General features: G+C 74.5%; 13 protein-coding genes. 7 read left to right on the top strand and 6 right to left on the bottom strand.

The window, feature by feature from the left end; translation table 11 throughout:
* A partial coding sequence (locus ACZ4VL_RS37465) for an amino acid adenylation domain-containing protein (RefSeq protein WP_468209507.1) occupies positions 1–3,473 on the bottom strand: 3,473 nt, incomplete at its 3' end.
* Positions 3,474–3,972: 499 nt separating this feature from the next.
* On the opposite strand from ACZ4VL_RS37465, the gene ACZ4VL_RS37460 reads away from it, so the two are divergent.
* The 3 genes from ACZ4VL_RS37460 (at position 3,973) to ACZ4VL_RS37450 (ending at position 5,801) form a co-directional block, all read left to right on the top strand.
* Positions 3,973–4,164: a DUF5132 domain-containing protein gene (locus ACZ4VL_RS37460; RefSeq protein WP_468209505.1), complete on the top strand. Its 192-nt coding sequence runs from the start codon at positions 3,973–3,975 to the stop codon at positions 4,162–4,164.
* A gap of 170 nt (positions 4,165–4,334) precedes the next feature.
* On the top strand, positions 4,335–4,625 hold the full coding sequence (locus ACZ4VL_RS37455; RefSeq protein ID WP_468209503.1) for a DUF5132 domain-containing protein: 291 nt from the start codon (positions 4,335–4,337) through the stop codon (positions 4,623–4,625).
* Positions 4,626–4,805: 180 nt separating this feature from the next.
* Positions 4,806–5,801 carry a TAXI family TRAP transporter solute-binding subunit gene (locus tag ACZ4VL_RS37450; protein WP_468209500.1) on the top strand — a complete coding sequence of 332 codons (996 nt, stop codon included), beginning with the start codon at positions 4,806–4,808 and terminating at the stop codon, positions 5,799–5,801.
* Positions 5,802–5,843: 42 nt separating this feature from the next.
* On the opposite strand, the gene ACZ4VL_RS37445 is transcribed toward ACZ4VL_RS37450, so the two are convergent.
* Genes ACZ4VL_RS37445 through ACZ4VL_RS37435 form a run of 3 tightly spaced genes read right to left on the bottom strand, consistent with a single transcriptional unit; the run spans position 5,844 to position 12,245 of the window.
* Positions 5,844–6,845 (bottom strand): ROK family protein, encoded by a 1,002-nt coding sequence (locus ACZ4VL_RS37445; protein ID WP_468209498.1) that lies wholly within the window; start codon positions 6,843–6,845, stop codon positions 5,844–5,846.
* Entirely contained in the window at positions 6,842–7,903 is a 1,062-nt protein-coding gene (locus tag ACZ4VL_RS37440) for a LacI family DNA-binding transcriptional regulator (protein ID WP_468209495.1), read from the bottom strand. Before ACZ4VL_RS37440 ends, ACZ4VL_RS37445 begins: the two co-directional genes overlap by 4 nt.
* Positions 7,904–7,910: 7 nt before the next feature.
* A complete protein-coding gene (locus ACZ4VL_RS37435; RefSeq protein ID WP_468209492.1) occupies positions 7,911–12,245 on the bottom strand; it encodes a glycoside hydrolase family 38 N-terminal domain-containing protein in 4,335 nt (1,444 codons plus the stop codon).
* A gap of 248 nt (positions 12,246–12,493) precedes the next feature.
* On the opposite strand from ACZ4VL_RS37435, the gene ACZ4VL_RS37430 reads away from it, so the two are divergent.
* Positions 12,494–13,771 carry a glycoside hydrolase 5 family protein gene (locus tag ACZ4VL_RS37430; protein WP_468209489.1) on the top strand — a complete coding sequence of 426 codons (1,278 nt, stop codon included), beginning with the start codon at positions 12,494–12,496 and terminating at the stop codon, positions 13,769–13,771.
* Positions 13,772–13,856: 85 nt separating this feature from the next.
* The gene (locus ACZ4VL_RS37425) at positions 13,857–16,088 is read left to right on the top strand and encodes an endo-beta-N-acetylglucosaminidase (protein WP_468209487.1); all 2,232 of its coding nucleotides are present in this window, start codon (positions 13,857–13,859) and stop codon (positions 16,086–16,088) included.
* A gap of 63 nt (positions 16,089–16,151) precedes the next feature.
* Here the strand turns inward: ACZ4VL_RS37425 and ACZ4VL_RS37420 are convergent, their stop codons facing one another.
* Together ACZ4VL_RS37420 and ACZ4VL_RS37415 are read right to left on the bottom strand one after the other, a co-directional pair.
* On the bottom strand, positions 16,152–17,579 hold the full coding sequence (locus ACZ4VL_RS37420) for a sensor histidine kinase (RefSeq protein ID WP_468209484.1): 1,428 nt from the start codon (positions 17,577–17,579) through the stop codon (positions 16,152–16,154).
* A gap of 12 nt (positions 17,580–17,591) precedes the next feature.
* Positions 17,592–18,308, bottom strand: coding sequence for a response regulator transcription factor (locus ACZ4VL_RS37415; protein ID WP_468209481.1), 717 nt, complete (start codon positions 18,306–18,308; stop codon positions 17,592–17,594).
* Positions 18,309–18,598: 290 nt separating this feature from the next.
* Between ACZ4VL_RS37415 and ACZ4VL_RS37410 the strand changes: the two genes are divergently transcribed.
* Together ACZ4VL_RS37410 and ACZ4VL_RS37405 are read left to right on the top strand one after the other, a co-directional pair.
* Positions 18,599–19,384, top strand: coding sequence for an amino acid ABC transporter ATP-binding protein (locus ACZ4VL_RS37410; protein ID WP_468209478.1), 786 nt, complete (start codon positions 18,599–18,601; stop codon positions 19,382–19,384).
* 87 nt (positions 19,385–19,471) lie between these two features.
* A complete protein-coding gene (locus ACZ4VL_RS37405; RefSeq protein WP_468209475.1) occupies positions 19,472–20,320 on the top strand; it encodes a glutamate ABC transporter substrate-binding protein in 849 nt (282 codons plus the stop codon).
* The last annotated feature ends 105 nt before the right edge of the window (positions 20,321–20,425 follow it).

The raw sequence follows: 20,425 nt of genomic DNA, 5'->3' as shown, positions 1-20,425 counted from the left end.
CCGTCCCCGTCCGTACCGGTGACCGCCAGCGTGAAGGGCTCCCCGGACACCGGCAGCACCCGCTGGCACGGCACGCCGTCGACCTCCCCGAACACCGTCCGCAAGGCCTCGTGCCGGGCCACGACGTCCGCCAACGCCGACTCCAACGCCCCGCGGTCGAGATCACCGCCCCACCGCAACACCAGCGGAATGTTGTATGCGGCGCCCGGGCCCGCGAGCCGGTGGAGGAACCACAGTCGCCGCTGGGCGAACGACAGCGGCAGCGGGGCGGGCCGTTCCCGGGGGGCGAGAGCCGGCCGTGCCGTGGCCGTACGGTCCGAGCGGGTCGCGAGTGCGGCGACGGTGCGGGCCTCGAACACGTCACGCAGGGTCAGTTCCGCGCCGAGGGTGGTACGGATGCGGCTGACGAGCCGGGTCGCGAGCAGGGAGTGGCCCCCCAGGACGAAGAAGTCGTCGTCGGCGCCCACCACGGGCACGCCCAGCAGTTCGGCGAACAGCCCCGCGAGGACCTGCTCCCCCGGCGTACGCGGACCGCGGCCGCCCCCCGTGCCCTGCCCGCCGGGCACCGGCAGGGCCGCCCGGTCCAGCTTCCCGTTCGGGGTCAACGGCAACGCCTCCAGCACCACCACGGCCGAAGGCACCATGTGGGCCGGCAGGACCCGGCCGAGGCGCTCCCGCACGGCAGCCAGGTCGCACGCCCCCGCACCCGCCCCCGCACCCGCCCCCGCACCCGCCCCGGCACGCGTCGGCACCACGTACCCGATCAGCCGCACATCGCCCGACGGCCCCTCCCCCACGGTCACGGCGGCGTGCGACACCCCCGGGCACGCGGCCAGGACCGTCTCCACCTCGCCCGGTTCCACACGGAACCCGCGCACCTTCACCTGCCCGTCGGCGCGCCCCGCGAACTCCAACCGGCCGTCGGCACGCCACCGGGCGAGGTCCCCCGTCCGGTACATCCGGGACCCCGACGGACCGAAGGGGTCCGCCACGAACCGGCCCGCGGTCAGCCCCGGCCGCCGCAGGTACCCCCGCGCCAGACCCACCCCCGCCACGTACAGCTCACCGACCACCCCGGGCGGCACCGGCCGCAACACCGCATCCAGTACGTACGCCCGCGCTCCCGCGACCGGCCGCCCGATCGGGGGCACGGAGTCGGAGGGCGTCAGCGGTTCGCTCATCGTCGCGCACACCGTGGCCTCGGTCGGGCCGTAGGCGTTGATCATGCGCCTGCCGCGGGCCCAGCGCGCCACCAGCCCGGGCGGACAGGCCTCGCCCGCCACCACCAGTGTCGCGAGCGGGGCGTCCGGTTCCGCCGCGACGGCCAGCGCGGACGGCGGCACGGTCGCATGGGTGATGCGCAGGTCCGGATCGGTGAGGGCGGACAGGGGGTCGCCGTCCGGGACGAGCACGAGAGCGGCCCCGGTCAGCAGGGCGGTGAACAGCTCCGATACGGAGGCGTCGAAGCTCGGCGAGGCGAACTGGAGCACCCTGCTGCGGGCGTCGATCGCGAACCGGTCGACCTGGACGGCGACCAGGTTGGCGATGCCGGCGTGGGTGACCGCCACGCCCTTGGGGCGGCCGGTGGAACCCGAGGTGTAGATCACGTAGGCGAGGTGCCGTGGGTCGACGTCGATGCCCGGATCTCCGTCGGGGAAGCCCGCACCCGGGTCCGCGACCGTCCGCGGATCGTCGATCACCGCGGCGGGGCGGGCGTCGGCGAGCATGTGCGCGATCCGTGCCGCCGGGTACTCCGGGTCCACCGGCAGGTAGGCGGCGCCCGCTTTGAGCACGGCCAGGACCGCCACCACCAGTTCCACCCCGCGCGGCAGCACGAGGGCCACCACGTCCTCCGCCCCGACGCCCCGGGCCGCCAGGGCGTGCGCGAGGCGGTTCGCCCGCGCGTTCAGCTCCCCGTAGGTCAATGTGGTGCCGCCCGCCACCACCGCCACCGCGTCGGGGGAACCGGCCGCCCGCTCCTCGAACAGACGGGCCACGGGGGTCGCGGGGGTCCCGCCGGCGTCGCCGCCGGGGAGCAGGTGCGCGCGCTCCTGCGGGGACAGCAGCTCGACGCGGCCGATCGGCGTGTCGGGGTCGAGGTCCGCGAGGTCCGCCAGCAGGCGCAGCAAGCGCTCCTGGTGGTCGGCCAGGTCCGCGCGGCCGTGTACCTCGGGTGCGGCGTACAGCTCCATCCGGGGGGCGTCGCCGTCGCGGCGGTCCCGTACCGCGATCATCAGGTTGGCGCCCTGCTTGACCGAGACGGTGTGCGCGCTGCACCGGTGGCCGGCGAACGTGAAGTCGTAGTCGAACCTCGTGATGTTGACGAGGGGCGAGAACGCCGTGTCGATGCCGCCCGACAGGCCGAGTTCACGGTGCAGGTCCTCGCCCCGGTAGCGCTGGTGGGCCACCGCCTCGCGCATCCGGTCGGCGACCTGTGACAGCAGGGCCCCCAGCGAGGTGCCGGGCCGTACCGACACCCGTACGGGGACGACGTTGGCCAGCATTCCGGGCGTCGAGCGGGCGGCCTCGTCGGGACGGGCGGCCACGATCAGCCCGACCGCCACGTCCTGTGCTCCCGTCAGCCGGTACGCGTACAGCGCGACCGCGGCCACCACCAGCCGGGGCCAGGTGACGGCCGACCGGTGGGCCGCCGCTCGCAGCGCTTCCGGTCGGGGGAGCACCTGTGCGCCGGTCGTCCGGGCCCTGGGGACTCCCCCGGACGGGACCTCCTGCGCCGCCGCGCCGGTACGCGCTGACGCCATGTCGGGCCGGCGGGGGATCGCGGTCGCCCCCGTCCACCCGGCCAGCCGCTCGGACCAGTACGCCCCGTCGGCCGCCCGGGCCGGGGAGGTGCGGTAGTCCAGGTCGGCGGCGACCAGGGCCCGCAAGGGGCCGAAGGGGCAGGGGGCCGGCTGCTGCCCCGCGGCCAGGGCGGAGTACACCTCGGCCACCCGGCGGGCGATGAGGGCGAAGCCGAAGCTGTCGACCGCGGCGTGGTGGTAGGTGTGGCACCACCAGAACCGGTCCGGCGCCAGCCGGAGCAGGGCGAACCTGAACAGCGGGCCGCGGGAGAGCTCCATCGGCCGGGCGAGGTCCGCGGCGGTCCAGGCGCGCGCGGCCCGCTCCGGATCGGGCTCGTCGCTGACGTCGACCACGGGCAGTTCCCAGCGGACGTCCTGCTCCAGGACCTGCACCGGACCGTCCTCGCCGGGGACCAGGCGCACCCGAAGGGCATCGGTTTCCGCGACGACCCGGCGCAGGGCGGACTCGAACAGGGCCGGGTCGACGGGTCCGCGGACGTCCAGGTACTCCCCGATCCGCAGCCCCGCACCGCCCTCGGGAGTGCGCTGCTCGGCCATCCAGATCTCGCGCTGCGCGGCCGTCACGGCCAGCACCTCGGCCGGTGCGTCCGCCGGGTGCCCCCCGGCCGGGGCCACGGGCACGTCCAGATCGGAGAACTCGGCACGAGACAAGGGGAAACCTCCTGAAGACGCCGGCGAATGCCTCGGGTTTTTCTAGCATTCAGGACGGGGAATGCATAAATGTAAAAAAATGAAAGGCGGGCCGATCGAGGCCCCCGCCGGCCCGGCGAGCACGCCTGGCCGCAATCGAGCATCTCTTATGCACGGCGCGATATCACCCGGAGGAATCAATCGCGGGACCGCACGATCCATGGCGCTACCACAGACCCGGCGGGCACAAACGGTTCTCCCGCACCGAGTTCACTCGAAAACAGGGATTTCACGTCTCCGCGATGGAAGTTGACCGCACGCCATGGCCGGCGCACGCGCGGATCGGCTAGCGTGCCACACGCCGGCTGCGCAATCTCAGCACAGGGGCCGTACGCAAACACCCCCTTCTTTTTTGCACAAGTGGCCGCATTCCCATCCCGCTGGCAACACAAGAGAGAGGGCGCGGACCATGCCCCCTGTTTTCATTCCGTTTCTACTCGGTATCATCGCGGCACCGCTGGTGAAAAGGATCGTGAAGCCGATGGTGCGCGGCACCATCTCGGCTTCCGTCAACCTCGCCGCGGACATGAAGCAGGCCGCCCACCAGGTCGGCGAGGAATTCCAGGACATCACCGCCGAAGTGACCGCCGAGCGGGTCGGCGCAGAACTGCGGGACGGCGAGCGGTCCAGGGTCAAGGCGGCCAAGGCCTGACCGCGAAGCGAACGGGGCGGAATCAGGACGCACGTGGGCGGTACGCGCCCATCGGGGTGACGATACGAAGCCGTGTGGCTTGTCCGAAGGAATTTCCCGCTGCCCCGCGTCCGGTACGGGTAGGCGTTTTTTCCAGCCCCTTACCTGCAGCCGGACCAGGAGAGACCGCCATGGCACCCTTCGTCGCCCCGTTCTGCGCCCCCTTCATCGCGGGACTGCTCGCGGCACCGCTCGTGAAGCGGATCGTCAAGCCGATCGCACGCGGTACGGTCAAGACCTCCGTAGGACTCGTCTACGACGCCAAGCAGGCTTCCCTCAAAGCACGCGACGAGGTGAAGGACGCGGCGACCCGGACGGCCCGGGACAAGGGCTCTCGTGAGCTGGCCGTATCGAGCAATGGCGAGGGGGCCGGGCCCGACGGCGCACACGCCCACGGCCACGGCCATTCCGGAAAGCACTGACCGACCCCCGACCCGGCACCGACCTGCCGTCGGGAACCGGCGCCGGGCACCCGGTGGCCCCCACGGGGTCAGGGCGCGGCGTGACCTCGGTCACGCCGCGCGTCCCTTTCCGCCCCGAGTCCGCCGTCGCGGAGCGGGCGCGCCGTGACAGGGCGCCGCGACGGTGGCAGGATCGCGCCCATGGCTCACGTTCCGCCCCGTTTCGGCAGGCGCACCGCCCTGTGGGGGCTGGTGGCCGTGTTCGCCGTGCTCGGCCTGCTGGTGTGGTGGCTGCGCCCGTTCGGCGAGCCGGAGCTGAAGGGCGAGCTGACCTTCAGCACGGGCGTGCGCACGGGCGTCTACCACCGGTACGGCCAGCTGCTGGAACAGGCGCTGGCGCAGGACGTCCCCGGGGTCAGGGTCCGGCTGGAGACCAGTCAGGGCTCGCAGGAGAACCTGGCGCGGGTGGCGACCGGGCAGGCGGACTTCACCGTCGCGACGGCGGACGCGGTCTCGAAGTACCGGGCCGACGGGAAGCCGGGCGCGGACCGGCTGCGCGGGGTCGCACGGCTGTACGACGACTACGTGCAGCTGGTGGTGCCGGCGGGCTCGCCGGTGCAGTCGGCGCGGGACCTGCGCGGCAAGCGGGTGGCGATCGGCCAGCCCGGGTCGGGCGTGCGGCTGGTCTCGGAGCGGCTGCTGGCGGCGGCCAAGCTGGACCCCGCGCGGGACGTCACCCCGGTCTCGATCGGCATCGACACGATGCCTGCGGAGCTGGAGGCCGGGCGGATCGACGCGTTCTTCTGGTCCGGCGGCCTGCCCACCAACGCGGTGCGGGAGCTGTCGGAGCGGTTCGACATCCGGCTGGTGCAGCTCGGCGACCTGGTGGAGACGCTGCAGGGCAGCGGCAGCCCGGCGCGCTACTACCGGGCGGCGGTGATGCCGCAGGACGCGTACACGCGGGCGCGCAACACCTCGGCGGTGGCGACGCTGGCCGTGCCGAACCTGCTCGTGACCACGGAGGGGACCGATCCGGGGCTCACCGAGCAGTTCACGCGGACGGTGATCAACAGCCGTGACCGGATCGGCCACGAGGTGCACGCGGCGCAGCTGGTGGACCTGCGGACGGCGATCTACACGGATCCGCTGGACCTGCACGAGGGCGCCGGCCGGTACTACCGCTCGGTCAAGCCCTGACCCCGGACCCGGGCGCGGGGGCGGGGGCGGGGGCGTGCCCCCTCAGGGCGCCAGCAGCATCGTCGCCGCGGCGGCCGCGCCGATGAGTCCCGCATGGGTGCCCAGGGCAGCGGGGACCACCTCCAGGCCGGCGACGTACGAGAGCGTGGCGTAGTCCGCGAGGTGGGTGCGGATCGGCTCGAAGAGGGTGTCGCCGGAGGCGGCGACCCCGCCGCCGATCACCGCGATGCCGGTCTCCACGAGGGTGGCGCTGGCCGCGATGGCGGCGGCCAGGGCGCGGCCGGCCCGGTCGAACGCGGCCAGCGCGACGGGGTCCCCGGCTTCGGCGGCCGCGGCGACGCCCGCCGCGGTGGCGTCGCCGGCGGCGCCCCCGGCGGGGTTCCAGCCCTGCTCCGCGGCCCAGCGGGCGATGGCGGTGCCCGAGGCGATGGACTCCACGCAGCCGCGGCTTCCGCAGACGCAGCGGGGGCCGTCGAACGCGACGCTGATGTGCCCGATGTGGCCGGCGTTGCCGGTGGGGCCCGGGTGGAGCCGGTTGTTCAGGATCAGGCCGCCGCCGACGCCCGTGGAGACCACCATGCACAGGGCGTCGGCGTGGCCGCGGGCCGCGCCGAGCCAGTGTTCGGCCGCGGTCATGGCCACGCCGTCCCCGACGAGCACGGTGGGCAGCGGGGTGCCGTGCCGGGCCAGCTCGGCGGCGACGCGGGCCTGGACGGGGAAGTCGCGCCAGGCCCCGATGTTCACCGGGCTGACCGTGCCGCGCGTGGCGTCGACCGGGCCCGCGCTGCCGATGCCGCAGCGGACCGCGGCCGGCCACAGGGGCGAGCGGGCCAGCTCCGCGACGACCTCCGCGACGGCGGCGAACACCCCGTCGGCGTCGGTGCCCCGCGGGGTGGGGCGGCGGGTGGTGGCGGTCATCGTGCCGTCGGGGAGCACCAGCGCGCCAGCGATCTTCGTGCCGCCGACGTCGATCGCCACGGTCGGTGCGGCGGCGGCCGCGCCGGGGTCGCCGGGGGCGGGGAAGGAGGGGCTGGGTGGGGTCACGTGGCGCTCCAGGACGGGGTCGGGTTCAGTATGCGGCCGGGGGGCGGGGCCGTACTCTCGCGGGGCTCCAGTCTGGGCTGCTCGCCCTCGCGGGCCCGGGGCGGGCCGCCGGCGAGGACGGCGAGCAGTTCCTCGGCGGCGAGCCGGCCGAATCCCGCGGTGTCCCGGACGAGGGCGGTGAGCCGGGGATGGGTGACCCGGCACAGGGCGGAGTCGTCCCAGGCGACGATCGACAGCCGGCCGGGGACGGCGATGCCGAGCTCGGCGGCGACCGCGCTGCCGGCCACCGCCATCACGTCGTTGTCGTAGACCAGGGCGGTGGGCGGCTCGGGCTCGGCGAGGACCCGTCGGGTGGCGGCCGCCCCTTCGGCGTCGGAGTAGTCGGTCACCACCGAGCGCACCTCCCGGGGGCCGAGGCCCCGTGCCGCGGCCTCGGTGCGCAGGGAGGCGATGCGGCGGGCGGTGTGGGCCAGGGTGGGCAGCCCGGCGATGTGGGTGATCCGGCGGTGGCCCAGCGCGTGGAGGTGGTCCAGGACCCGGGCCATCGCCCGGGCGTCGTCGGCCCAGACGGAGGAGAGGGGGCCGGGGGCGCCCGTACCGCCGACGGTGACGGCGGGCAGGCCGAGGCGGGCGAGGAGTTCCGGGCGCGGGTCCTCGGTGCGCGGGTCGACGACGAGGACGCCGTCGACGCGCCGTTCGGCCCACCAGCGGCGGTACAGGGCGCACTCGGCGTCCAGGTCGTCGACCACCTGGAAGAGCAGGGCGGTCCGCCCGGCGGAGAGCACCTCCTGGATGCCGGAGACCAGTTGGAGGAAGAAGGACTCGACGCCGAGGGTGTGCGCGGGCCGGGCGAGGACCAGCCCGACGGCGCCGGAGTGTTCGCCGGACAGGGCGCGGGCGGCGCTGTTGGGCTGCCAGCCGAGCTCCTCGGCGACGCGGCGGACCCGGGCGCGGGTGTCCTCCGAGACGCCCGGCCGGTCGTTGAGCGCGAAGGAGACGGCGCTCTCGGACACCCCGGCCCGGCGGGCGATGTCCTTGATGGTGGGTCTGCGGGCCATGGCCTGACTATCCCTCGGGTACGCGGACGGCAATGGCGGGACCGTACGCGATCCTGCCCTGGCACGTGGCCTTGGCGGCCATCCAGTAGGTGCCGGGAGCGGTGCCCCGCGGCGGGGCCAGCCGGAACTCCACCTCGGCCGGCCGGTCCGGCGGTACGCGCACGGGCCGGACCGCGGGGCGGACCGACTGCCAGGTGCCGTACGGGGACACGGCGTGGACGAGGCCGGTGAGCGGGCTGCGGAAGCCGGTGCTGCCGATCCGGAACCGTACGGCGGCCCGCCCGCCCGCGCCGACCGCCACCTCGGGCTCCGGCGCCTCGACCCACAGCCCGGGCGGGGCGGGGACGGCTCCGGGCGGTCCGGGAACGGTGACCGCCAGCACGTCCTCGAACTCCCCGGCGGGGGTGGTCGCGAGGACCCGGACCAGGTGCACGCCGGGGAGCGCGCCGGGCGCGGGGGCCACGGCCAGCGGGAGTCGCCGGTGGCCGCCCGGGGGCAGCTCCAGCCGGCAGCGGGCCCAGGAGGCGTGCCAGCCGTCGGGGGGCAGGACGTCGAGGCGGACCGGGCCGCCGGTGTGCGGGCCGTGCGCGGAGAGGGTGACCGCCGCGTCGGCGGGGGTGCCGTCACAGGTCACCGTGTACGGGGCGGAGCCCAGGGGGGCGGTTCCGGTGTTGTGCAGCCAGTAGCGGCTGAACACCGGCTGGTGGCGCTCCCGTTCGCCCTTGCGCAGCGGCATGCCGGATTCCGTGGGCAGCAGCAGGGTGGTGGTCGCGGAGCCGCCGACGGCGCCGGCGAAGGGGGCGCCGAGCGGGCGGTCCAGGAGGTCCGCCTCGGCTACGGGCGGCGCGGTCCAGCGCAGGCCCACGGCGGCCGGGCGGCCGTGGGCCTCGCGGAGCCGGACCGCGACCGGGGCCGGGGTCGGTCCGCGGCCGGGTCCCCCGCTCGGACCGCAGACGGGTCCGGCGGCCGGTGCGGCGGCCGGTCCGCCGGCCCGCTTCACGGTTTCGACCAGCACGCGGTCGGCCGGTTCCACACCGAGCAGGGAGCGGGCGGCGGGGCAGGGTCCGGGGGCCGGCTCCGCGGCGACGGCGGTCAACGGCTTGTTGAACTCCCGTCCGCGGCGGACCAGATCGGCCGCCCGCCAGTCCCCCGGGCCGGCCACCAGAGCGTGCTCGAAGACGTGGGTCCAGTGCTGGAGCTGGAAGGAGCTGCCGTCGGGGGCGGTGCGCCGGGGCGGGTCCATCCACGCGCCGGAGGGCCGGCCGGTGCAGGAGCGCATCAGGCTGCTGTGAAGGCGGCCGGCGGTGTCGACGGCGAAGCCGGGCGTCCCGCGGACCAGGATCCCCACCGTCCGGCGGGCGTACGGCTGGTCGGGCGCGGCCGGGGGCTGCCCGCCCGGCAGTGCCGCGGCCGGCGGTGCCGCGGCCGTCAGTGTGCCCGTTGCGGCGAGGGCGGCCGCGGTGCGGGCGGGCGGCTCGGTGACGACCAGGACGGGCAGGTCCCGCAGCCCGGTCAGGTCGCAGCCGGGCTTCCACAGTTCGCGCAGTGCCGCCCGGGCAGGCACCCAGACCCGCGGGTGCTCCCGTACGGCCTCCGCGTACGCGGGTCCGGCCTGGGCCAGCAGGTCCGCGGTGAAGGCGTTGTCCGAGGGGCCGCCCAGCGCGATCCGGACGTCCGGGAGGCTGCTGTCCGCGGCCAGGTCGCCCCACCGCGGCCCGCCGGGCCGGGTCGGGGTGGCGGTGACGCCGTACCGGCCGAGCGCGGTGACCAACTCCCGCAGTCCCGCCGGGGTTCCCGCGTCCGGCAGGACGATTTCGGCCGCCCCCACCGGCCGGTCCCCGACGAGCAGGGGCGCCGACAGTGCGAACCAGTTGAGGCAGGAGCTGTCCAGGGTCCACGGGGCCCGCGTGCCGTCGGCCCCCGCGTCCGCCCCGGGGAAGGCGAAACCGCGCCCGACGGCCGCGGCCGCGGTCTCCGCGACGGGCAGCGCCCCGGGCACGTCGGCCGGGACGCGCAGCCGCAACAGTTGGTCACGGCCGGTGAACTCGTGCACGGTGGTGGTCAGTTCGACCCGGTCCAGGCCCTCCCACAGGGTGGTGGCCCGGGTCCACCGGACCGGGCCGGTGCGCCCGCGGGCCAGGATCCGCTCGCCCAGCGGCCCCCGCTCCACCCGGCAGGACTCGGCGGGCGCGCCGCCCGAACCGGTGCCGGGCCCCTTGGGCAGCAGGTGCCAGGGCCCCTCCCCGAAGCGGGGGTGTTCCGGGTACTCCTCCTGTACGACGAGCTCGTCCACCTCCCCGGCGGTCAGCAGCTCGACCCCGGTGCGCCGGTCCAGCAGCCGGGCGAGGCCGCCACCCCGCGCCGGGTCGGCCTCGGCGCGGAAGGCGGCGTTCTCGGCGGCGAGCCCCTCGGCCGGCTCCCAGCCGCCGGAGACGGGGAACGGGCTCACGCACAGCCACCAGGTGCGGTACCCCAGCGACGGCACCGCCCGGGCCAGGAAGGCGATGTCGGCCACCCCTTCGGTGACCGCCTCGATGTGGACGGGATCGCTGCACCCGTCGGCGTCCCGGAGGGCGATGCGCGCCGCGTCCTCCGCGCGCAGCCCCAGCTCGGCGAGGTCCACGGCGGTGCGGACCAGGTCGGTCCGGGTCCAGGACAGCGGGTTGTGCACGGTCACGGCGAGGGGGCCCGGCCCGCGGGTGTCGGCGGCGGCGGTCAGGGCGAGCAGGGCCTCCCGCCGTACGGAGCGGGCCAGTTCGTGCGCCTCGCGCCAGGTCGGGAGCAGGTCCAGGTACACCTGGTCGGAGCAGGTCCCGGTGACGGCGTCGTGGTGGGCGGCGTGCAGCAGGTGCCGCCAGGCCTTGGCGAGGGTCTGCTCCGGGTGGTCGAGCAGCCCTTCCGCGCAGGCCAGCGCGGCGAAGGTCTCGGCCTGTTCGAGGAGGTTCTCGGCGGCGCGGTGGGCCTGCTTCACGTCGGCGTAGCTGACGTCCTTGCCGGTGTAGACGGGGCCCATCTCGCGGGTCACCGGCAGCGGGGCGGCGCCGCGGGCCGCCAGTTCGGACCGGACGGCGTCGAAGTGGGCTCGCGGGCCGCCGTGTTCCATGCGCGGCCAGCAGTAGCGGCGGTTCCACGCGTGCTGGACGTCCAGGCCCCAGCGGTGCGGCCAGGAGAAGTCGGTGCCCAGCGGGATCAGCACGTTGCGGGTGGCGGCCGCGGGGCGCAGCAGTTCGTAGAGCTCCAGCAGCTGTTCGGCGGCGGCTGCGGCGTCCGGGGCCCGGTGGGAGGGCCAGCCGGCCGAGTAGTGGGCGGGCAGGTAGTGCAGCAGCAGTCCCGTGCCGCAGGGCGCGATCCACTCGTACTCGGCGGGAAGCTGCATCGCGGACGGGGGCCGCAGCCGGCCGTCCCAGGTGTCCGCCATCGGCCCCCACTGGTGGTACGGGCCGCGGGCGAAGACGGCGGAGTCCAGGCCGGCGCCGGCCATCAGGGCGGGGAAGGACGGGTCGTGGCCGAAGACGTCGAGCTGCCAGGCGGTGCGCGGGTCGGCGCCGAGGGTTCCGCGGTGCAGGGCCAGGCCGTGGACGGCGCTGCGGACGGTGGTCTCGGCGGACGTGAGGGTGGTGGACGGCTCGTTGTACGTACCGCCGACGATCTCCAGGCGGCCCTCGGCGATCAGGGCGCGCAGCTCGGCGCGGTCCTCGGGGCGGCTGTCCCAGTACGGCTTGAGGTAGTCGGCCTCGGAGAGCACGAAGCGGTAGGCCGGGTCGTCGCGCGCCTGCTGGAGGTGGAGCGGGACCAGGGTGAAGGCGGGCACGCCGGTGTACTCCCAGCCCCGTGCGGGCTCGCCGGGGAGCAGGGGCGCGTCCCACAGGGCGGTGTAGGCGGCCTGGGTGTTCCACCACATGGGGTCGTAGTGGAAGTGCGGGACGAGGCGCACGGTCCAGCCGGGTTCGGCGACGGCCAGCTCGAAGGGGAGTTCGGCGAGCGGCCGCCCGTCGGGGCCGCAGACGCAGGCGGTCGCGGGCAGGACGGTGCCCGGCGGGGCGCCCGCGGTGCGGACCGAGACCTCGGCGCAGACCTCCGACACCGACGCGGCGGGGTCCGCGGCGAGAGCGGTGTCGGTCTTGGTGTCGGTGTCGCTGTCGCTGTCGCTGTCGCTGTCGCTGTCGGCGCGCAGGATGCGCGGGTGCGGGGTGGCCACGCCGGGGCCGCGCACGGTGACGTACAGCGGGCCGGCCGGGCGCGTCCTGCGGATCCGTACGCGGACCACCTGCGCAGGGTTTTCCGGCGGGCCGGTGAAGAGCGCGGGAGTGGTGACCGCCATGACCGAAATACCGCTGTCCATTTCCGCACACTTCCTTGTGTGAGGCCATTGACCGCATGGAGCTAAACCGCATTAGCCGACCCAGCTTGAGAGGCCCTCCGCCCCTCTGTCAACGGGGCTGAAGCGCATGAGCGCGCCATCGGTATGGGAGGAGGCCCTTTGGCATCGGAGGAGGCCCTTTGGCCGTGGAGGCCCTGTTGACTTTCGACTCCCGGGCGCGGCACGTTGTGGGCGGCCGGAGAATTCCCCCGCGACTTCCGGGATCCTTCATGCGTGACGGCACGCCCGTTCCCCCACCCGCCCGAACCCTCCGCTTCGGCGCCAACTACACGCCGTCGCGCGGCTGGTTCCACCACTGGCTCGACTTCGACCTCGACGAGGTCGCGGCCGACCTCGACTCGGTCGCCGCGCTCGGCCTGGACCACGTGCGGGTCTTCCCTCTGTGGCCGCTCTTCCAGCCGAACCGGGCCCTGATCCGGCCGCGGGCCGTCGAGCAGCTGGTCGCGCTCGCGGACGCGGCCGCCGTACGCGGCCTCGACGTCGCGGTCGACGGGTTGCAGGGCCATCTGTCGAGCTTCGACTTCCTGCCCGCCTGGACCGGCACCTGGCACCGGAGGAACATCTTCGACGACCCGGACGTGGTCGCTGGGCAGGAGGAATACCTGCGCACGCTGGCCGCCGCCCTCGCCGACCGGCCGAACTTCCTCGGCATGACCGTCGGCAACGAGATCAACCAGTTCTCCGACGGCCCGCACCCCGACCCGGACCGGATCACGCGGCAGCAGGCGGGGCGCTGGCTGGAACGGATGCTCGCCGCCTGCGAGCGGGGCGCGCCGGGCCGGTTCCACGTGCACGCCGAGTACGACGCGACCTGGTACCGGGACGGGCACCCGTTCACCCCGGGCCAGGCGGCCCGGCTGGGTGCGGCCACGGCCGTGCACTCCTGGGTGTTCAACGGCACCGCGCAGCGGCACGGCCGGACCGGGACCGCCACCGAACAGCACGCCGCCTACCTGATCGAGCTGTCCAAGGCCTGGGCGGCGGACCCGCACCGGCCGGTGTGGCTCCAGGAGGTCGGGGCGCCCGCACCGTTGATCCCGCCGGAGCACGCGGCCGCCTTCACCGAGGCAACGCTCGCCGCCGCCCTCGACTGCCCGGGCCTGTGGGGCGTGACCTGGTGGTGCTCCCACGACGTGTCCCGCGAGCTCGCGGACTTCCCCGAGCTGGAGTACGGGCTCGGCCTGCTCGCCAACGACCGCGGGACCAAGCCGGCCGGCGCCGCCGTCGCCCGGATCGCCGCGCAGTGGCGGGGCCGGGAGCACCGCCCAGCGGTGCGCACCACCGCCCTGGCCGTGGACGTCGGCGGGGCCGAAGCCGCGCCGGGTCGGTCGGTGTGCGGGCCCGGCGGCGCCTTCTTCGAAGCGTGGGCGGCACTGGCGGCCGACGGGGTCCGGCCCGCGGTGGTGCTGGCGGAGCTGGCCGAGGACCCGGCCCATCTGGCCGCGCGCGGCATCACGGAGGTACTGCGCCTCCCCGAGGTCCGCTGACCCGCACCGCCCGTCCCCGATCCACGTCACAGGCACCCCCTTGCCTGCCCCCTGCCCCCTGCCCCCTGCCCCCGAGGAGCCCCGCATGTCCGAGACCGGCACCGGCGCACACCCTCGTACCTCTCCCCCCTCTCCCCCCTCTCCTCCGTCTTCCGACTCCCCCGGCTCCGCACCTTCGCCGACCCGCCGCCGGGTCCTCGCCGCCGGGGCGGGAGCCGCCGCGCTGCTGGGCGTCCCCCTGCCCGCGCACGCCGCCGCGCCGGAGACGGCCGCCGCGCCGCCCAAGCCCGTGCCCGTGCCCGCGCCGGGGGCCGGTCCGGCGGACCCGGCCCCGTACGCCTCCTACTGGTTCCCCGACTCCCTCCCGCACGGCACCCCGGGCCCGGGCATCGTGTGGCGCTCCCTCAAGCAGTGGACCCCCGAGTCGGACCTTGACCTCGCCCACAACACCGCGACCGTGCCCCTCGCCGCCCGCTTCACGCCGGTGCCCCCGCACCCGGGCGTCCGTGCCGGCCAGGCCCGGATCGCCTCCCTCGTCTCCTTCGGCCCCACCTCCCAGAATCCCTCGCAAGGGGTACCCACCGCCGACACCTACGCCCTCACCCACTGGGCGTACCTCGACGAGCTGGTGTTCTGGGGCGGCTCCGCCGGCGAGGGCATCGTGCTCGCGCCGAACGCGCCCGTCGTCGACGCCGCCCACCGCAACGGCGTCCCGGTGCTGGGCAACGTCTTCCTGCCGCCCGTCGCGTACGGCGGTGACCTGCAGTGGACCCGCGACCTGGTGCAGCGCGACGCCCTGGGCCGGTTCCCGATCGCCGAGCAGCTGGTCCGGGTGGCGGTCGCGTACGGGTTCGACGGCTGGTTCGTGAACGCCGAGACCGACGGCGGGGACGCCGCCCTCGCCACCCGGATGCGGGAGTTCCTGCGCGCCCTGCGGGCGGCCGGAGCGCCGCACGGCCTCCGGATCACCTGGTACGACGCGATGAACAGCACCGGCCGGGTCGGCTGGCAGGGCGCGCTCAACCCGCTCAACCAGGAGTTCTTCGAGGACCGGGCGGGCCGGGTCGCCGACACCGTGTTCGTGGACTTCCGGTGGAGCGCGCGGAGCCTGGCCGACTCCGGGGTGCTGGCCGAGCGCCTCGGCCGCAGTCGCCACGAGCTGTGGGCGGCGGTGGACACGGAGTCCCGAGGCTGGGATTCCGCGGTCGACTGGGAGGCGATCGTCCCGCGCGGGCGCGACCACGTCGTCAGCTACGGCTTCTACCGGCCCGAGTGGACCCGCAACCACCTCGCCGACCGCTCCCCCGGCGCCTTCCACCGCGCCGATGACCGGTTCTGGACGGGCGAGTCCCTGGATCCGGCCCGTCCCGCCCCCGCCCCCGCACCCGCTCCCGGGGGCGGAGGCGGGGACGGCGGCTGGCGGGCGCCGGCCACCGTCGTCGCGGACCGGTCCACGGTGGCGGCGCTCCCCTTCGCCTGCTCGTTCAACACCGGGCACGGCGAGCGCTGGTACGAGCGGGGCGAGGCCGTCTCCGACACCCCGTGGAGCCATCTCGGCCTCCAGGACCGGCTGCCGGGCCGCCGCTGGGTGGTGGACACCGCCGGCCAGCGCCCCTCGGTGACCCTGGACTTCGCCCGGGCCTGGCGGGGCGGCTCCAGCCTCCTCGTGGCGGGCCGGCTCACCGCGCCCGCGGCGGTCGGACTGCACGCCACCAGGCTGGCGCTGCCGCGGGCCGGCGTCCTGGAGCTGGTGCACGCCGCCGACCCGGGTTCCGCGCCGGCCACGGTCGAGGTCGGGGTGGCGGTGCGCGAGCCGGCCGCCGCGGGCGAGCCGGTCCCCTACACGTGGTTCGCGGCGGGCACGGCGGCCCCGGGTGCGGGCTGGCGTACGGCGCGGGTCGGGCTGTCGTCCCTGGCGGGCCGGACCGCGTACGGGCTCGCCGTACGGATCACGGCGCAGGCGAACGGAGCGGTGTCCTGGCGGGTCGGCGCCCTGTCGGTGCGCGACGGCACCGCCCGGCCGCGGCCGGCCGCCCCGCACGCGCCGACCGTGGACGCCGCGACCCACCAGAACGGCGCGGCCGCGGTGCGGCTGTCCTGGCGGCGCGCACCCGGCCCGGTCCGCCACTACGAGCTGCACCGCCTGCTCCCGGACGGCAGCCGCCGCTACCTCGGCGGCACCTGCGGCACCGCCCTGTACCTGCCGGCCGTCGTCCGGGCGGGCCGGGAGCGGGCGGCGGTGTTCGAGGTGCGGGCCGTCGACGAGCTGTACGCCGCCTCCGCTCCGGCCCGCACCACCCTCGCCTGGGCCCGCTGACGCCGACGCACCCGGCGGGACGGCTCCGGGTCGGCCGTGGCCCCGTGCCCTCAGCCGTTGCCCTCAGCCGTTGCCCTCGGCCCCGTTGTGCGGGGCGCTGCGCGGCACGGCGACGGTCACCCGCAGCCCGTGGGGTTCGTTCTTCGCGTACGACAGGGACCCGCCGCCCGCGGCGAGCAGGGCCCGGGAGATGGACAGGCCGAGCCCGGAGCCCTTGACGTTCTGGTGGCGGCCGCTGCGCCAGAACCGGTCGCCGACCCGGAGCAGCTCGTCCTCGGTCAGGCCGGGGCCGCGGTCGGCGACGACGACCTGCACGGACGGGCCGGCCGGGGAGACGGACACCGTCACCTCCTGCCCGGCCGGCGTGAACTTCAGGGCGTTGTCGATGACCGCGTCGAGGGCGCTGGACAGCGCGATGGGGTCGGCCCAGCCGGTGACCGCGCTCCGGCCCGTCTCGGTGAGCCGTACGCCCTTCTCCTCGGCGTACGGCCGCCAGGAGGCGACCCGCTCGGCGGCCAGGGCGCCGATGTCGGTGAGGCTGAGCTCCGCGGAGGCGTGCTCGGCCAGCGCCAGGTCCAGCAGGTCGTCCAGGACCTGGGCCAGGCGCTTGCCCTCGGCGCGCACGGAGGCGATCTCCTCGTTCCCCTCAGGCAGCTCGAGGGCGAGCAGCTCGATCCGCAGGAGCAGTGCGGCGAGCGGGTTGCGCAGCTGGTGGGAGGCGTCGGCGACGAACGCCCGCTGCTGCTCCAGGACCTCTTCCACGTTGTCGGCCATCTCGTTGAACGAGCGGGCCAGGCGTCTGAGTTCCGGAGGCCCGCTCGCGGCCGCGACCCGGGAGTTCATCCGGCCCGTGGCGATGCCGTGGGCGGCCGCGTCGAGCGTCCGGACGGGCTTGAGGACCCAGCGGGTCAGCTGCAGGGCGGCCCCGAAGGCGAGCAGCATCGCGGCGGCCAGACCGGCGATGATCAGCAGCCAGCCGCGCAGGATCCGGGCCCGCATCTGGTCGGTGGGCGATTCGGTGACCACGACGGCGACGACGTCGCCGTCCAGCACGACCGGGGAGGCGACCAGCAGCTTTCCGTGGGTCTGCCAGGGCCACACCTGGGCCGGGTCGTGGCTGCGTCGGCCGGCGAGGGCCTCGTCGAAGGCCCGACGGCCCTCGCCCTGCTCGGGGAGCTGCCACCAGCCGGGGGCCCTGACCAGGGCGTTGAGATCGCGGTGGAAGATGCCCACCCGGATGCCGTACAGCTCCTGGTAGCGGGCCAGTTCGAGTTGGAGCGTATCCCGGCGTTCGGTGGCGCCGCTGCTGCCGGAGCTCTCCGCGTCGATGAAGAACTGGGCGAGGGCGGCGAAGCGGGCGCTGTCGTCGATCCGGTCCACGACCACCTTCTGCTGCTGGCCGGCGGCCAGGCTGACGGCGAGCGGGAGGCCGAGGGCGAGCAGCACGCCCGCCATGAGGACGACGAGCAGCGGGAGAAGGCGGGCGCGCACGGCGGGCCTCCGCTAGGGCGCGGCCGGCGGGACGAGCCGGTAGCCCACCCCGCGGACGGTCTCGATCAGGGCGGGCATGCGCAGCTTGGACCGCAGCGAGGCCACGTGCACCTCCAGGGTCCGCCCGGTCCCCTCCCAGCTGGTGCGCCACACCTCGCTGATGATCTGCTCGCGGCGGAAGACGACTCCCGGGCGCTGCGCGAGCAGGGCCAGCAGGTCGAATTCCTTGCGGGTGAGCGGCACGTCGGAGCCGTCGACGCTGACCCGGCGGGTGGGCAGCTCGATGCTGACGGGCCCGACCCGGACCACGGCGGGCGTGCCCGAGACGGCGGCCGCCGTGTCCTCGGCGGCGCCGCTGCGCCGGGCGACGGCGTGGATCCGGGCGAGGAGCTCGCCCGTGTCGTACGGCTTGACCACGTAGTCGTCAGCGCCCATGTTGAGACCGTGGATGCGGGAACGCACGTCCGAGCGGGCCGTCACCATGATCACGGGGATCGTGGTGCGCTTACGGATCTTGCCGCAGACCTCGTAGCCGTCCTGATCGGGAAGGCCCAGGTCGAGGAGGATCACCCCGTAGGGAGAGGCCTGGGGCTGGGCCCCGGCGGGCAGCAGGGCCTGCAGGGCCTCCTCGCCGTTGCGGGCGTGGGTCACCTGGAAGCCGTGTCGGGCGAGGATCGCGGACAGGGCGGCGGCGACGTGGTCATCGTCCTCGACGAGCAGCAGTCTCATTGCGTCCCCCTTCCTGCGTTCCTGTTTCCTGTTGTGCCGAGCGCGGCCCGTGGTCAAAGGGCCAGAGAGCATCCACGCCGATACGGGGCCCCACGTCAAGGGGGTTCCGGTCCGGCGCGGTTTCCGTTATGTACCCGGTACGAGCCTTCCGACGCGAGTTGCCGTGGCGCGTACGGAGCGTATCGATCCGAGGCCGTTTCGTTATCCTCAATTCTCCCTCAGATGTGATGACGGTGTGCACGCGGCCTCACTACTGTCCTGCCAACCGAGGAGGACGGAGCAAGAAGCCGATGAGCGGAGTATCAGTGACCAAGGACGCGAAGGATGCGGCCGGAGCCGCCGACGACCTGGTCGTACTGAGCAACGTCAACAAGCACTTCGGCGCGCTGCACGTGCTTCAGGACATCGATCTGAGCATTGTCCGCGGCGAGGTCGTCGTGGTGATCGGTCCCTCGGGATCGGGCAAGTCCACGCTGTGCAGGACCATCAACCGCCTGGAGACGATCGACTCCGGAACGATCACGATCGACGGCAAGGAACTGCCCTCGGAGGGGCGGGAACTGGCACGGCTGCGCGCCGACGTCGGCATGGTCTTCCAGTCCTTCAATCTCTTCGCGCACAAGACGGTCCTGCAGAACGTGATGCTGGGCCAGATGAAGGTCCGCAAGACGGACCAGGCGAGCGCCGAGAAGAAGGCGCGGGCGCTGCTGGACCGGGTGGGCGTCGGAACACAGGCCGACAAGTACCCGGCGCAGCTCTCCGGAGGCCAGCAGCAGCGCGTGGCGATCGCCCGGGCGCTGGCCATGGATCCGAAGGTGATCCTCTTCGACGAGCCGACCTCGGCCCTCGACCCGGAGATGATCAACGAGGTGCTGGAGGTCATGCAGCAGCTCGCCGCCGAGGGCATGACGATGGTCGTCGTCACGCACGAAATGGGCTTCGCGCGCTCCGCGGCCAACCGGGTCGTCTTCATGGCCGACGGCAAGATCGTCGAAGAGGCCGAGCCCGAGCAGTTCTTCAGCAACCCGCGCAGTGACCGCGCCAAGGACTTCCTTTCGAAGATCCTGCACCACTGACGGTTCCGTCTGGTAGTGATCCCCTGGCGGCCCGGCGCTCGTGTCGCGCTCGTCGTCCAACAACGTCTCATCCGAGGGAAGTTCACCATGAAGGTTTTCAAGGCCGGCGCGGCCGCAGCCGTGGCCGTCGTCCTCTCCCTGACCGCGACCGCGTGTGGCGGCGGCGCTGACAAGGCCAGCGACGGCGGCGCCACCGGGGGCGACAAGAACAAGATCGTCATCGGCATCAAGTTCGACCAGCCGGGCCTGGGCCTGAAGACCCCGGACGGCAAGTTCACGGGCTTCGACGTCGACGTGGCGACCTACGTCGCCAAGGAGCTCGGCTACCAGCCCGACCAGATCGAGTTCAAGCAGGCCGTCAGCGCCGAGCGCGAGAACCTGATCTCGAACGGCGACGTCAAGCTCGTGGTCGCCACCTACACGATCAACGACAAGCGCAAGGCGAAGGTCGACTTCGCCGGCCCGTACTTCCTGGCCCACCAGGACCTGCTGGTCCGCGCCGACGACAACTCGATCACCAAGGCCGAGGACCTCAACAAGAAGAAGCTCTGCTCGGTCACCGGTTCGACGTCGGCGCAGAACGTCAAGACCAAGCTGGCTCCCGAGGCCGACCTGCAGCAGCTGGGCGGCTACTCCGAGTGCCTCACCGGCCTGGAGAACGGTTCCGTCGACGCCCTGACCACGGACAACTCGATCCTCGCCGGCTTCGCCGCGCAGGAGAAGAACAAGGGCAAGTTCAAGCTGGTCGGCCTGAAGATGAGCGACGAGCCCTACGGCATCGGCCTGAAGAAGGGCGACAAGGACCTCCAGACCAAGGTCAACGCGGCGCTCAAGAAGATGGTCGAGGACGGCTCCTGGCAGAAGGCCGTGGACGCGAACCTCGGCCCCGCCGGCTACAAGGCCGAGCCGGCCCCGCAGATCACCGAAGGCAGCTGATTCATCGGTGAGGTGGGGGGGGGGGGGGGGGGGGGGGGGGGGGGGGGGGGGGGGGGGGGAGGGGGGGGGGGGGGGGGGGGGGGGGGGGGGGGTGGGGTTTTTTTT

It is taken from the genome of Streptomyces sp. NPDC029014 (assembly GCF_055564695.1).
Note: the sequence above shows the minus strand (reverse complement) of the source record. Positions and strands in the feature narration are given on the sequence as shown.

Coding starts and splice junctions, on each gene's coding strand:
- ACZ4VL_RS37455 (WP_468209503.1), top strand. CDS start 4,335: ATGGCACCCTTCGTCGCCCCGTTCTGCGCCCCCTTCATCGCGGGACTG.
- ACZ4VL_RS37450 (WP_468209500.1), top strand. CDS start 4,806: ATGGCTCACGTTCCGCCCCGTTTCGGCAGGCGCACCGCCCTGTGGGGG.
- ACZ4VL_RS37440 (WP_468209495.1), bottom strand. CDS start 7,903: ATGGCCCGCAGACCCACCATCAAGGACATCGCCCGCCGGGCCGGGGTG.
- ACZ4VL_RS37435 (WP_468209492.1), bottom strand. CDS start 12,245: ATGGACAGCGGTATTTCGGTCATGGCGGTCACCACTCCCGCGCTCTTC.
- ACZ4VL_RS37430 (WP_468209489.1), top strand. CDS start 12,494: ATGCGTGACGGCACGCCCGTTCCCCCACCCGCCCGAACCCTCCGCTTC.
- ACZ4VL_RS37425 (WP_468209487.1), top strand. CDS start 13,857: ATGTCCGAGACCGGCACCGGCGCACACCCTCGTACCTCTCCCCCCTCT.
- ACZ4VL_RS37415 (WP_468209481.1), bottom strand. CDS start 18,308: ATGAGACTGCTGCTCGTCGAGGACGATGACCACGTCGCCGCCGCCCTG.
- ACZ4VL_RS37410 (WP_468209478.1), top strand. CDS start 18,599: ATGAGCGGAGTATCAGTGACCAAGGACGCGAAGGATGCGGCCGGAGCC.
- ACZ4VL_RS37405 (WP_468209475.1), top strand. CDS start 19,472: ATGAAGGTTTTCAAGGCCGGCGCGGCCGCAGCCGTGGCCGTCGTCCTC.